The sequence below is a fragment of the Clostridiales bacterium genome (genome assembly GCA_025757645.1).
Taxonomy (GTDB): Bacteria; Bacillota; Clostridia; order Oscillospirales; family Oscillospiraceae; genus CAG-103.
This window is the reverse complement of the sequence record CP107216.1, coordinates 1,281,076-1,293,633: the sequence shown is the minus strand read 5'-3', so window position 1 is coordinate 1,293,633 and position 12,558 is coordinate 1,281,076. Positions and strand designations below refer to the sequence as shown.

Annotated in this window: 19 protein-coding genes and 1 tRNA gene; 6 read left to right on the top strand and 14 right to left on the bottom strand. The window is 61.8% G+C overall.

Annotated elements, in window-relative coordinates:
- From OGM61_06045 to OGM61_06005, 9 genes are all read right to left on the bottom strand, one after another.
- Positions 1-351 (bottom strand): hypothetical protein, encoded by a 351-nt coding sequence (locus tag OGM61_06045; GenBank protein UYI83430.1) that lies wholly within the window; start codon positions 349-351, stop codon positions 1-3.
- Positions 352-381: 30 nt separating this feature from the next.
- Positions 382-801: a hypothetical protein gene (locus OGM61_06040; GenBank protein UYI83429.1), complete on the bottom strand. Its 420-nt coding sequence runs from the start codon at positions 799-801 to the stop codon at positions 382-384.
- 208 nt (positions 802-1,009) lie between these two features.
- Positions 1,010-1,291, bottom strand: a complete 282-nt coding sequence (locus OGM61_06035; GenBank protein ID UYI83428.1) for a hypothetical protein — start codon at positions 1,289-1,291, stop codon at positions 1,010-1,012.
- Complete coding sequence (locus OGM61_06030; protein ID UYI83427.1) at positions 1,288-1,443, bottom strand: hypothetical protein; 156 nt, start codon at positions 1,441-1,443, stop codon at positions 1,288-1,290. Before OGM61_06030 ends, OGM61_06035 begins: the two co-directional genes overlap by 4 nt.
- A complete protein-coding gene (locus tag OGM61_06025; protein UYI83426.1) occupies positions 1,443-1,700 on the bottom strand; it encodes an AbrB/MazE/SpoVT family DNA-binding domain-containing protein in 258 nt (85 codons plus the stop codon). The genes OGM61_06030 and OGM61_06025 overlap by 1 nt, the downstream gene beginning before the upstream one ends.
- Positions 1,701-1,716: 16 nt before the next feature.
- Positions 1,717-1,935, bottom strand: a complete 219-nt coding sequence (locus tag OGM61_06020) for a hypothetical protein (protein UYI83425.1) — start codon at positions 1,933-1,935, stop codon at positions 1,717-1,719.
- Between the two features lie 153 nt (positions 1,936-2,088).
- Complete coding sequence (locus OGM61_06015) at positions 2,089-2,442, bottom strand: hypothetical protein (GenBank protein UYI83424.1); 354 nt, start codon at positions 2,440-2,442, stop codon at positions 2,089-2,091.
- A complete protein-coding gene (locus OGM61_06010; protein ID UYI83423.1) occupies positions 2,442-2,588 on the bottom strand; it encodes a hypothetical protein in 147 nt (48 codons plus the stop codon). Before OGM61_06010 ends, OGM61_06015 begins: the two co-directional genes overlap by 1 nt.
- Before the next feature lie 55 nt (positions 2,589-2,643).
- On the bottom strand, positions 2,644-2,784 hold the full coding sequence (locus OGM61_06005) for a hypothetical protein (GenBank protein ID UYI83422.1): 141 nt from the start codon (positions 2,782-2,784) through the stop codon (positions 2,644-2,646).
- A 149-nt stretch (positions 2,785-2,933) separates the two neighbouring features.
- On the opposite strand from OGM61_06005, the gene OGM61_06000 reads away from it, so the two are divergent.
- Complete coding sequence (locus tag OGM61_06000) at positions 2,934-3,314, top strand: helix-turn-helix domain-containing protein (protein ID UYI83421.1); 381 nt, start codon at positions 2,934-2,936, stop codon at positions 3,312-3,314.
- A gap of 144 nt (positions 3,315-3,458) precedes the next feature.
- On the opposite strand, the gene OGM61_05995 is transcribed toward OGM61_06000, so the two are convergent.
- Positions 3,459-3,650 carry a helix-turn-helix domain-containing protein gene (locus OGM61_05995; GenBank protein UYI83420.1) on the bottom strand — a complete coding sequence of 64 codons (192 nt, stop codon included), beginning with the start codon at positions 3,648-3,650 and terminating at the stop codon, positions 3,459-3,461.
- Between the two features lie 198 nt (positions 3,651-3,848).
- Here OGM61_05995 and OGM61_05990 point away from each other — a divergent pair, with 198 nt between their 5' ends.
- The 3 genes from OGM61_05990 to OGM61_05980 all read left to right on the top strand — a co-directional run bounded on the left by OGM61_05990 (position 3,849) and on the right by OGM61_05980 (position 5,880).
- The gene (locus OGM61_05990) at positions 3,849-4,205 is read left to right on the top strand and encodes a hypothetical protein (GenBank protein UYI83419.1); all 357 of its coding nucleotides are present in this window, start codon (positions 3,849-3,851) and stop codon (positions 4,203-4,205) included.
- A gap of 9 nt (positions 4,206-4,214) precedes the next feature.
- Complete coding sequence (locus OGM61_05985) at positions 4,215-4,652, top strand: hypothetical protein (GenBank protein UYI83418.1); 438 nt, start codon at positions 4,215-4,217, stop codon at positions 4,650-4,652.
- 187 nt (positions 4,653-4,839) lie between these two features.
- A complete protein-coding gene (locus OGM61_05980; protein ID UYI83417.1) occupies positions 4,840-5,880 on the top strand; it encodes a site-specific integrase in 1,041 nt (346 codons plus the stop codon).
- Between the two features lie 134 nt (positions 5,881-6,014).
- Here the strand turns inward: OGM61_05980 and OGM61_05975 are convergent.
- Positions 6,015-6,106: transfer RNA gene (locus OGM61_05975), tRNA-Ser, on the bottom strand.
- A gap of 144 nt (positions 6,107-6,250) precedes the next feature.
- On the opposite strand from OGM61_05975, the gene OGM61_05970 reads away from it, so the two are divergent.
- A complete protein-coding gene (locus OGM61_05970) occupies positions 6,251-6,898 on the top strand; it encodes an HAD-IA family hydrolase (GenBank protein UYI83416.1) in 648 nt (215 codons plus the stop codon).
- Positions 6,899-6,929: 31 nt separating this feature from the next.
- Here the strand turns inward: OGM61_05970 and OGM61_05965 are convergent, their stop codons facing one another.
- Together OGM61_05965 and OGM61_05960 are read right to left on the bottom strand one after the other, a co-directional pair.
- Positions 6,930-7,823, bottom strand: coding sequence for a DMT family transporter (locus OGM61_05965; GenBank protein UYI83415.1), 894 nt, complete (start codon positions 7,821-7,823; stop codon positions 6,930-6,932).
- A 5-nt stretch (positions 7,824-7,828) separates the two neighbouring features.
- Positions 7,829-10,267, bottom strand: a complete 2,439-nt coding sequence (locus tag OGM61_05960; GenBank protein UYI83414.1) for a UvrD-helicase domain-containing protein — start codon at positions 10,265-10,267, stop codon at positions 7,829-7,831.
- A gap of 122 nt (positions 10,268-10,389) precedes the next feature.
- Between OGM61_05960 and OGM61_05955 the strand changes: the two genes are divergently transcribed.
- A complete protein-coding gene (locus OGM61_05955) occupies positions 10,390-11,022 on the top strand; it encodes an MBL fold metallo-hydrolase (GenBank protein ID UYI83413.1) in 633 nt (210 codons plus the stop codon).
- A gap of 59 nt (positions 11,023-11,081) precedes the next feature.
- Here OGM61_05955 and trkA read toward each other — a convergent pair whose 3' ends face one another.
- Complete coding sequence (gene trkA / locus OGM61_05950) at positions 11,082-12,437, bottom strand: Trk system potassium transporter TrkA (GenBank protein UYI83412.1); 1,356 nt, start codon at positions 12,435-12,437, stop codon at positions 11,082-11,084.
- Positions 12,438-12,558 lie beyond the last annotated feature (121 nt).

Here is a 12,558-nt window from a genome sequence, read left to right as displayed (position 1 = left end):
TCACACCCCGAAGAAGTCGTCCAGCTTCAGCAGCAACCCCTCCGGCTTCGCGTCGTCGCTGCACAGCCGCACGCGCATCTGCACCTCGATCTCCGCGCCCGGGAAGTAGAACTGCACCGCCCGGCGGTATGCCTCGATGTCCGATATGCTCCCGCCCACGCCTTTGGCCACGGCCTTCATGCACTCCGGGAAGCTCCCGCCCTGCGCCACGGCCTGCGCAAACTCACCGTCATCCGCGCAGAACTTCTCCAGCGCCTCGCGCACAGCCGGCGCCATGGCGCGTTCCTTGTTCCCGCTCAGTCCCTTGTCATCGCGCAGCCGCTCGATGGCTTTCTCATAAAATTCGTTCATAGGCACATCTCCTCTTGTCTTTTTCTCGTGTCAGTCATTCCCCGCGCCGAGCGCGAGCTGCCCGGCGGCATACAGCTCGTACACCGTCCGGCCGCGATCATCTGCCATATACGGCAAGAAGATCTGCTGCATCGGCACATCACAGGATTCGACCAGCGCCATTTGCGCCAGCACCCAGTCGCGCACGTTCCGCCACGCGGTCATTTCCGCCTGCCCGCGGTCGGCCTTGATCTTCTGCTCCGCAAACACCCGCAGCGTCCCATCCACGGCCGCCGGCAGGCGGAAGCCGCGCGGCCCCGCCGGCGTGTCGATCCCAAACGCGATTGCCTGCGGCTTGCCATTATCGTAGTCAATCATGATCTTGGTGGCGCCGTGGCGCGCAAGCGCGCCTTGGATTTCTCCGATGGACGTATATGCATCCACTTTTGTCGTGTAGTTTTTGATTGCCATGTCCCCAACACCTTCTCCGCTCACAGCTCTCGGCGGTTCCACCGCACCTCGGCGATCCCCGCGCTCGCGCTGTATCCGCTCATCAGTCTGCATTCCGCGTTCTCGCACTGCACCCAGTACGCCGCGTGTTCGGCGTCGCCGGTCCTGTGCATCCGCGCTCTCGCCCCGCAGCACGGGCACCGCTCCAGATACATCCGCCCGAGCCTCCTCACAGCCCCGCGTCCCGCAGTGTCTCCTGCAGGAAGCTCAGCTGCTGCCGCAGGTCGTCGATCGTGCGCTCCTGCTTTGCCACCGTGCCGGAAAACTGCAGTGCCTTCTTCTGCTCCTGGCAGTAGCGTTCCTCCGCCTTCTCGCGCAGCTCATGCTCCTGCTCGGCGTAGTCGCACAGCTTGCTCACCGTGTACCGCGCCGCCGGCGAAAAGTCCGCGCTCGAGCGCGGCCGTCCCAGCATCTCCCGCGCCTTGCTGATTGCTTCCGCACCCTGCATCATGCCACCCCCAACGCGGAGAAAATCACATGGAACAGCCACCCCACCAGGCAGCCGCCCGCAAGGAAGCTCGCGCAGACAATGCCGTCCTCAACGCCCCATACGATGTACCTGCGTACCTTCGCCTTCGCCTTCGGGTCGCCGAACACCTTCATCACCATTCACCCCCGAACGCGCGGATCGCTTCTCCCGCGCACCGCTCGCAGATGCGCACTCCGCGCACCTCCTTCGCGTCCGCGTCCCCGCAGAACACGCACCCCGGCGCATACTTGTGCAGGATGATCGTGTCGCCCTCCGTGTAGATCTCCAGCTTGTCCTTCTCCTGGATGCCCAGCACGCGCCGCAGCTCGATCGGCAGCACGATCCTGCCCAGCTCGTCCACCCGGCGCACGATCCCTGTTGCTTTTTTCATGTTGTTTTTTCTCCTTTCATACCATCCATCTGGCCAGCGCGACCAGCGGCACTACGATTTTCCCGTTTCTTCGGTTCCCCGGCTTCTTCGCCGGGAATGTCTTGTCCTGCAGCAGCGTGTCGCGGCACAGGCCCACGACCTTGCACGCCTCCGGCATGGAGATCGTCTCCCTTTCGGGAAACAGCTCGCACAGCCGCTCCAGTTGCTCACGGAACCCTTCTTTTTCCTTTGGCACAGGCATCTCCTCCTTCGTTTCGCCTGAAAATGCCGCGGCGGTGAAAGATGTCCAAAAGGCCGCCGCGGCCACAGAAAGGATATGTGAGGGTCGCCCACCCGTCGCGCCCCTCAGTTCCGGCGCGGAAAAGACTCCGCGCCGCAGCTCAGGTCCTCACCCGGCAAAGTCCACCACCAGCTCCGTCTCGCGGAAGGTAAACGGCGCCGGCGCCGCCCTCTCCGGCTCCTCGTCCAGATAGTTCTTGCCAAATACCATGCGGAACTGCTCCCGGTTCCATCCCTGCTCCCGCATGGCCTTCTCCTGGCCGTAGCGGTGCAGCCGCTCGGCGGTCTCGCCGCTCCGGTGCGCCGCCTCCGGCCCGAAGATGTGGCACCGCTCGTGGCACAGATACACCGTCAGCCCGAACTTGTCGGAGAGCTTCCGGTTCGCCCCGCCGAAGATGTGGTGCACATCCAGCGGATCGTCCGCGCCGTTCCTGCCGCACAGCCAGCACGTTCTTTCTTCCATCATCGCGCCTCCCATGTCGCCTCATAGTTCTTGAACCATCGGTTCAGCTCCTCGCACCGGTGCTTTGCCCTATGCTCCTGCTGAAACTTCTCCGTTCCCAGCACCTCGCCCGTTTCCCTGCTGCGGATCGTCACGGTGTACCTCATCGCATTTTCCTCCCTTCACGGCCGGCTGCGTTCCGGCTCGCACACCGCGCGCGCCTTACGACGCGCGCTTGCTGTGCTCCAGCGCCATCGCCAGTCCCTCCGTGAAGGCGCACAGCTGTGCCTTCTGCATGTCGTTCATGTTCTGCATCATGCGGCCGAGCCGCTCCAGCGTCCTCTGTTCGTTTCGTGTCAGCATTTTCGTCACCTCCTTTGCACATCTATGTGTTTGTATTGCCATTGTAAGCAATGCAAACACATTTGTCAAGCACTTTTTGTGTTTATTTTGCATTTCCTATTGACAATTTGCGTCTTGATTGCTACTATTGCGGCAAGGAGGTGATTCCAATGGGAGATAGAATCAAAGTGCTGCGGCAATCGCTTGGACTAACACAGCAAGAATTTGCTGACAGAATCGGTATTAAGCGTGGAGCGATTGCAAACTACGAAATAGGACGCAACATATCCGACGTTGTAATAAATTCGATCTGCAGGACATTCAACGTCAACGAACACTGGCTGCGCACCGGCGAGGGCGAGATGTTCGTCCAAATCTCGCGCGATAAGGAGGTCATGCGCTTCGTCGGCGAGGTCATGCGCGGCGAGGAAGATACCTTCCGTCGCCGTTTCCTTCTGGCGCTGGCCCGTCTTCCGGAAGAGCGCTGGGCCGACATCGAGGACTTTGCCCGGCAGATCACCGCGGAAAACACGAAAGAGGAGCAGGATTGATTTCCTGCTCCTCTTTCTTTGCTTATTCTTTGCTTATTCACGCTGCGCGCAAAAATTCCAGCGTCAGCTCCATCGACCGGCTGTCGGCGATATCCAGCAGCCGCTCGATCTCGCGCCGTAAGTACGCCCTCCATTCCTCGTCTGTCATAGTTCATCCTCCCATAGCTTCTCCACAGTCGTTTCGAGCGCCCGGGCGATCTTGATCGCCGTCACCACGTTCGGCAGCCGCCCGCGCTCCACCTCGCTGATCGTTGTCTTCCCGCATCCCACCTTTCTCGCCAGCCACCGCTGGCTCATGCCGAGGTATTCTCTGTATTCTTTCACTTTGTTTCCCATTTCGTGCTATCACCATATCATAAAGTGTCGGCTCTGTGTGCTTTTTGGCCCGAAATCAGTCCGTTTCCTCCTTTTTCTGGACTTTCGCACTTTTATATGGTATACTGCACCCAGCCGGCCGCGAGAATAGCTTGCCACATCGCGGCCAAAATATGAAACGCCCGTGTCCCGCGGGCGAAAGAAAGGAGCCAGATCATCATGCGCGAATCACGCGCCTCTTCCCCCGAAGTTTGCCGCAGGCCCTTTCCATGGAGCTCCGTCACCATCGGCGTCCTGTTTGTCCTGTGTGTCGTGCTTGCCGGCCTGCTGGTTTTCCAGTCCGCGCGCCTGCACCGCGAGCAGGAGCGTCTCGCCGTCGCAAACGACACGATCGAGTTCGCGCGCAGCGAATTTTCCAACGCTGACGACGAGGTCGCGCGCTACCGGTCAGCCGCTCTCGGGTACTACGCAGAGCACGGCGGCACCTACATCATGCCTTATGATTATTCGGCTGGCTTTGAAGGGTACTGCAAGCGTCACCCAATCCCGGCCCCGCTGCTCGATCTCGGCTCGTGAGGTGTCTCCATGGATTTTGATACCGCTCGTCAGCTGCTCGTCGAATACGATGATAAAGAAACACGCCGCCGCATCCAGCGCCGTATGTCACCGGCCGAGCGCCGCGCCTACCGCGAACGGATCGCTGAAGCCGAGGACGTTTATCATCTCGGAAAATTTACGCACGAGGAAGATCTCAGCACCATCAAATCCCTGCGTTCCTGCCTCTGGTGCATGGCGCTCTCCGGCTCTGCCTGCGTTGGTGTCGCTGTTTACAGCGTTATGCCCGTTCTGTGGCTTGTCCTCTCCTGCGCTGCCATCGCCTTTGCCTGCCTCGTCGGCATGCTGTTTCTGATTACGTGGCTCTCCACAATGGCGGATGTCTCCATTCTTCCCCGCTGGCTTCTTTATGTTGCCTCTTTCGCGGCTCCGCTGCTGTTCTGGATTGTAATAAATCTGTTTTCATGATAGTGCACCGCATCCAGCCATATCTCAAAACCACTTTTGCATATTGCCAACGTTGGCAACATGGTTTGATGCCAACACAATTTCGCGGCCTCACGAAAATGATGCCGAGCCAAAAACAAAAAAGCCGCCACGGTGCTGCAGCACCGTAGCGGCCGTTCATTCCTCTTTTCAAGAAAGGGAGATGCCCATGGCAAAAAAGAAATATTATCAGCGGCCGGACGGCCTGTATGAGGCCATCCGCGTCGTCAACGGCAAGCGCAAAGCCTTCCGCGGCCGCACGCCGCATGAGGTCGAGCAGAAGATGATCGCCTACCAGGGCGAGATCGCGCGTGGCCGTCTCTTCCGCGAGGTCGAAGAGGAATGGGAGGCCGAACACTTCCCCACGCTCACGGCGAACACGCTCAAGGGCTACCGGCCCGCAGCGAGGCGCGCCGTTGACCGCTTCGGCGACACGCCCATCCGGAATATCAAAGCGCCGGAGATCAAGCGCTTCATCACGGAGTTTGCGCACCCGGGCGGCATGGCCAGCCGCGCGCAGAAGACCGTCACGAACCAGCTCCTCGTCACATCCCTGATTTTTCGCTACGCCGCCGAAAACGGCGAGATTGAGTATAACCCCTGCACCAACGTCACCGTCCCGAAGGCGCTTCCAAAAAAGCGGCGAGAGGCCGCCAGCCCAGAAGACGAGCAAAAAGTTAAGGCTGCGGCGGATGTGTGGCTCCTGCCTTACCTGATCCTCTACACTGGTCTCCGCAAGGGCGAGGCGCTGGCGCTCACGTATGGCGACATCGACCGTGCCGCGAATGTTATCCACGTCTCGAAAAGCGTCTACGTTGTCAATAACAAGCCGTACATCAAACAGCCAAAGACAGCCGCCGGTATTCGCACCGTGCCGATCCTCGACCCGCTCCTGCCGAAACTTCCGCGCTCCCGCAAGAAGTCCCTCTATCTGTTTTCTGACGACGGCGGCCAGACGCCGCTCTCTGAGATGCAGTATCAGCATCATTGGTCACAGTTCGTCGCGGCCACCGGCATCCAATGCACGGCCCACCAGCTCCGGCACAGCTATGCAACGATGCTTTTTGAGTGCGATGTGCCCGTAAAAGATGCGCAGGATCTTCTCGGCCACTCCACCGCCGCCATGACACAGGACATTTACACACATATCCGCGATACACATCGCACCGAAGTCGCGCAGCAGATCAACGAGAAGCTGCGCAAAAAATAGCCTTTTCACTGTGTAGTTTCTGTGTCGTAGGCCCTCTGAAACCTCCCGAAATGTTCCGAAACATTCCGAAGCAAAAAGCAAAGAAAAACCGTTGAAAAACCAAGATTTCTTGATTCTTCAACGGTTCTTTCTTTTGGCGGAGAAGGAGGGATTTGAACCCTCGCGCCGCTTATCACAGCCTACTCCCTTAGCAGGGGAGCCCCTTCGGCCACTTGGGTACTTCTCCAAGCCGAATTCCACTTTCCATATGGACGCGCGGCCAGCGCGCTGCATTATAGTAGCATATTCGGCAGCGGATGTCAACTTGTTTTTTGGTTGACACCGCGCGCAAAATGCGTTATAAGTGTGCCAGAACAAAGGAGATACGTCTATGCACTACACATCCGTACTTTTTGACCTCGACGGCACGCTGCTCGACACGCTCGGCGACCTGACCGCCGCCATGAACCGCACGCTCACCCGCCACGGTCTGCCGGAGCGCACGCGGCAGCAGATGCGCACCGCGCTCGGCAACGGGGCGCGGCGGCTGATGGAGCTGTCCGTTCCGTCGGGCACGGACAGCGCGCTGTTCGAGACGCTGCTGGCGGAATACAACGCCGACTATGCCGCCCACTGCCGCATTGAGACCGCCCCCTACCCCGGCGTCGCCGCGCTGCTGCGCACGCTGCACACGCAGGGGCGCAAGCTCGCCATCGTGTCCAACAAGCCGGACGAGGCCGTGCGCGCACTGCGTGCGGATTTCTTCGCCGACGCAGTCCAGATCGCTGTCGGCGAGACGGCAGCCATCCGGCGCAAGCCGGCGCCGGACATGCTGCTGGCCGCCATGGAACAGCTCGGCGCCGACCCTGACAAGACGGTCTTTGTCGGCGATTCCGAGGTCGATATTGCCACGGCGCGCGCAGCAGATCTGCCGTGCATCAGCGTGCTGTGGGGCTTTCGTGACCGGGACGTGCTCGAGCGCGCCGGCGCGCAGCAGTTCGCCGCCGACATCGCGCAGCTGCAGGCGCTTCTGGGCTGAAAAAATCCGCTGGGATCAACCAGCGGATTTTTTATGCCATCCTGCGGCGCAGAAACTTCAGCTTCGTCTCCGAGATGAGGATGGCAACGAGGATCAGCGCGAAGCCAACGATCACGCGCGGCTCCAGATGCTCGTGATAGAACGCAACGGAAAACAGCGTGCCGAACACGCTCTCGAGCGTAAGCAGCAGCGCCGCCGTCGTGGGCGGGGTGTACTTCTGCCCGAATGTCTGGAGCAGAAAGCACAGGCCGGTGCACATGACGCACAGGTAGCCAAGACGCAGCCACACATCCGCCGGGATCTCCTCCGGCGCAGGCGCGGCGAACGGCGCCGTGACCCAGCTGAGCACGGCTGCCACAGCAAACTGCACGAACGAGAGCAGCACCGGGCTGCGCCCTCTGGCCGCACTGGCGGTGGCGATGATGTGCAGCGCGTAAAACACGCCGCTGAGGATCGTCAGCCCCTCGCCGCGGCCGATGCGCAGGTCGCTCTGCAGGGACACGAGCCCCATGCCGCCCAGGCACAAAAGCACCGCCGCGAGGTTGTACCGGTCCGGCCGCCGCTTATGGATCAGCCACCAGAAAAACGGCACGAACACGCAGTACGTCGCCGTGAGAAAGGCGTTTTTCCCCGGCGTGGTGTGCACGAGGCCATACGTCTGAAGGGTGTAGGCCAGGTACAGGCACACGCCCATGCACGCCCCACCGGTGAGATAGCCGCGGTCGAGCCGGCGCAGGCTCCGGATACCGATGAGCGCCATGAGCATGGCCGCACCGGAAAAGCGGATGGCCAGCAGCCACAGCGCGGGGACGGTGGCAAGTGCGTCCTTCATGATCGTGAACGAGCTGCCCCAGAGGAGCGTCGTCACGATCAGGGCGAAGCGGCCGAGACGGGTATAAGCATGGCTTGCGCCGGGGTCAGGCATAGAGATCAGGGTTCCTTTTTCATGAATTGTCCGGCCGCGCGCATCATGAGGCGCTTGGTGCCGGCGGTCTCAAATTCCACCTCGAGCAGCGCATCGCCGCCCATAGGCTGGATCTTCGAGACGACGCCGGAGCCGAACGCGCGGTGCGTGACCCGGTCGCCGACGGCGAAGGCCGGGGCAGCTTTGCCCGCCGGCTTTGCCGCGGGCGGCGCGGGCCGCACGGGCGGCTTGCGCCGCGGTTCCGGCGCGGAGACCGTATAGGCACGCGGCGCGCTCTGGCGCGGCGGGTACTGCTGCTGGTCGCGGCTGGGCTCGGAATAACCGTAGCCGCGCGGGACGTTGAGCTTCTGAATATCTTCCTCCGGGATCTCCTCAACGAAACGGGAGACGCGATTGGCCGTCGTGCGGCCGAAGAGCATGCGCTGGCGGGCGCACGTGAGGATGAGGTGCTCGCGCGCGCGGGTGAGCGCGACGTAGCACAGGCGGCGCTCCTCCTCCATTTCATCCGGCTCGCCGATGCAGCGCAGGCCGGGGAAAATGCCCTCCTCGCAGCCGACGATGAACACCGTCGGAAACTCCAGGCCCTTGGCCGCGTGCATGGTCATGAGCGTGACGCAGTCCATGGACTGGTCGTAGTTATCGAGGTCGGTATAGAGCGCGACCTCGTCGAGGAAGCCCGCGAGCGTGGGGTTATCGGCCTCCTTGGCGAAGGCAATGATGTTCGACTTGAGCTCCTGCACGTTCTCGATGCGGGCGGCGTCCTCGGCCGTGTTCTTTTCCTCGAGCGCGCGGACATAGCCGCTGCGCTCCACGACGAGGTCGTAGAGTTCGTCCGGCGGCATGGTTTTGGCCGCGGCCTGCAGCTCCTCGATCAGGATGGCAAACTGGCGCAGGCGCATCTGGCTGCGCTGCAGCTCGGGATAGGCGTCCGCGTGGCGGATGACTTCAAAGAGGCTCGTCTGCTGCTCATGTGCGAGCTGCGCGGCCGTTTCGACCGTGCGCGCGCCGATGCCGCGGGCCGGGGTGTTGATGATGCGCGTCAGACGCAGGTCGTCGCCCGGCGTCTGGATGACGCACAGGTAGGCCAGCATGTCCTTGACCTCCGCGCGGTCGAAAAAGCGCGTGCCGCCGATGATGCGGTACGGGATGCCGTTGCGCTTGAAGGCATATTCGAGCTGGTTGCTCTGCGCGTTCATGCGGTAGAGCACGGCGTGATCGCGGAAGTTCATGCCGTGGCCAAAGTCGTCCATGATCTTCGTGGCGACATAGCGCGCCTCGTCGTTCTCATTTGTGGCGCAGTAGAGCGTGAGCGGGTCACCGGCTTCGGCCTTCGTCCAGAGCGTTTTGCCCTTGCGGCCGGTGTTGTTGGCGATAACGTGGTTGGCAGCGTCGAGGATGCGGCCGGTGCTGCGGTAGTTCTGCTCGAGGCGGATGGTGCGGGCATTCTTGTACTGCTTTTCAAAGTTGAGAATGTTCTCGATCGTCGCGCCGCGGAACTTATAAATGCTCTGGTCATCGTCGCCGACGACACAGATATTGCCCCAGCCGTCGGCCAGCAGGGCCGCGAGCTGGTACTGAAGGTTATTCGTGTCCTGATACTCGTCGATGAGCACGTAGCGGAAGCGGCGCTGCCAGTGCTCGCGCACGTCCTCGTGCTCGTCGAGCAGGCGGACGGTGTTGTAGATCAGGTCGTCAAAATCCATCGCCCCGGCGGAAAACAGGCGCTGCCAGTAGGTCTGGTACACCTCGCCGATGCGGATGCTGCGCGGGTTGTGCGTCGCCTGCGCGCGCGCCAGATACTGCTCAGGCGTGATGCCGGAATCCTTGGCGCGGCTGATCTCCGTGAGCACGGCGCGGTACGGAAACGCCTTCTCGTCGAGATTCATCTCCTTGAGAATGCGCTTGACGACCGCCTGACTGTCCGACGTGTCATAGATCGTGAAGCTGTTGGGATAGCCGAGCTTGTCGGCGTCCCGCCGCAGGATGCGCACGCACGCGGAGTGGAACGTCGAGGCCCAGATGTCCGCCGCGGCCTCGGGGCCGAGCATGCGCTCGATGCGGTCCTTGAGCTCGTCGGCCGCCTTGTTCGTGAACGTGATGGCGATGATGCGCCACGGCTCGACCGGCTCGAGCGCCGCCGCCCGCTGCGCGCGCCGGCGCTCGTCCGGCGTCAGATCCGTGCGCTCGAGCAGCGCGAGGTCCGCCTCTGTCGCCGTGTCCGGCACCTCGTCTGTGTCCGACCCGCGGCCGTACTGGATGAGATTTGCGATCCGGTGGATGAGCACCGTAGTTTTACCGCTGCCGGCGCCGGCCAGCAGCAGCAGTGGGCCTTCCGTGGCCAGGACCGCTTTTCTCTGCATATCGTTCAGGTTTGCGAAGTCCGCCTCGATGAAGCGTCTGCGCGCCTGCACATAGCGTTGTTCAAAAGTCATGGTAGTATTCATAGCGTTTGATTTTAACACATTTTCCCCCGGGAAACAAGGCCCGCATCTTCCAACGCGGAGATTGACAACCACAGGGTGCGGAAGTAAAATAAAGAAAAAATTCGATGATCGAGGTGCATCTTATGGACATCATCTGGCATGGCCACTCCTGCTTTGAGCTGGTCTCCGGCGGCTACAGCGCCGTCATCGACCCGTTTCAGGACACCAGCGTCGGCACGGCCTATCCCCACGTGCGGCTGACGGCGGACGCCGTCTATTTCAGCCACGAGGACCGCGACCACAACTTCCGCGAGGGCGTCACGCTGCGCAACACCGGCAAGGCGAACCCGTTTGCCGTCACGGAGCTGGAGACGTACCACGATATCATGCGCGGCCGTCTGCGCGGCATGAACACCGTGCGCATCTTCGCCGCCGAGGGTATGCGCGTGGCGCATCTGGGCGATCTGGGCGCGAAGCCCACGCCCGAGCAGATGCAGCAGCTGCAGTGGCTCGACGCGATGATGATCCCCGTCGGCGGCATCTACACGATCGAGCCGGACACCGCCTACTACCTCTGCGAGCAGCTGCAGCCGCGCGTCATCATCCCGATGCACTTTCAGGCGCCCGGCCACAGCAATCACCGCATGCGCGCGCCGGAGGACTTCACCGGCATCTTCGAGGGCAACGGCGCAAATGTCCAGCGCTACGACACCAACCGTATGACGCTCACGCCGGACACACCGGCGCAGGTCGTCATCTTCCGCCGCCCGGAATAAAACACGATACGACAAAGCCGCCGCTCCCCATCAGGGAGCGGCGGCTGTTCTTTCCGCAATTATTTCAGAATGTCCTTCAGCTCATGCATACCATGGTTGGTAGTGACGACGACCACGCGGTCGCCGAGCTCGATGGCGTCGTTGCCGGACGGGACGCGGCACTTGCCGCGGCGGATGATCGAGGCGACGAGCACGGAGTCCTTGAGCTTGAGCGCCTTGAGCGGCACATCGAGAAACTGGCTCTCGGCGCGCACGATGAATTCCAGCGCCTCAGCCTGCCCGTCGGCCACCATGCGCAGCGTCTCCACGCCGCTGCTGTGCGCGGAGTTCTGCATCCAGCGGACGTACTCCACGATGCGGCCGACCGTCACGTCCGCCGGCTGAATGATCGTCGTCAGGCCATACGATTCCGCGAGTTCGATGAAGTTATCCTCATCCACCTTTGTGACGATCTTCGGCACCTGCTCGTGATAGGCAAAGGAGGAGATGATGAGGTTCGTCTCGTCCGACTCCGTGAGCGTGACGAGCGCGTCCGCCTCCGGCAGGCCCTCCTCGCGCAGAACGTCCGGCTTTGTGCCGTCGGCGCAGATGATGGTCGCCTCCGGCAGGAGCGTTTTCATGACGCGGCAGCGGGCCGGGTCGCGCTCGATGATCGTCGAGTGGATGTGCATACGCGCCAGCTCCAGCGCCAGCCGCTCGGCAATGCGGCCGCCGCCGATGATGATGACGCTCTCGGCCTCGTGGCGGAACTCGCCGATCTTGCGAAACAGCTCATGCAGCTCGTGCGGCGCGCCGACCACGGTGACATAGTCGCCGGCGGCGAGCACAAAGTCGCCGTTCGGGATCGTAACGCTGCCCTCGCGCTCCACGGCGCAGATGAGGATGCCGTCGCTGTAGCGGCCGCGGAAATCGTTCAGGCGCAGGCCGTCGAGCTTGCTGCCCTCGCGCAGCTTGAACTCCACGAGCTCCACAAGGCCGTTGGCAAACGGCTCGACCTTCGTGGCGGCCGGGAAACGCAGCGTGCGCGAGATCTCCTTGGCGGAGGTGCGCTCGGGGTTGATGGACAGACTCAGCCCCAGCTCGTCCTGCAGCAGCGCCACGTCCTGATAATACTCCTCGTCGCGCACGCGCGCGATCGTATGCGTAGCGCCGAGCTTGCGCCCGACCATGCAGCTGATGAGGTTCGTCTCGTCCGAGGTCGTCGCGGCGATGAGCAGGTCGGCGTCCGCAACGTTGGCAATGCGCAGCTGATCCACATTCGCGCGGCCCTCGACCACGATCACATCCAGCGTGGAAGAGATATAGGCAGCGCGCTCCGGGTCACTCTCGACGACGGTGATGTCATGCCCTTCTGTCAGGAGCTGCTCCGCAATGGCATAGCCCACGCGGCCAGCGCCTACGATCACAATTTTCATATTCCAAGCTCTCCATTTATCATGTTCAGGCCCCTTATCCGGGCAGGCAAATATTATAGCAGACATTCCCCAATGTTTCAACAGCAGACGCAGGGAAATTGTATCGGGTTTGTTTGTGAAT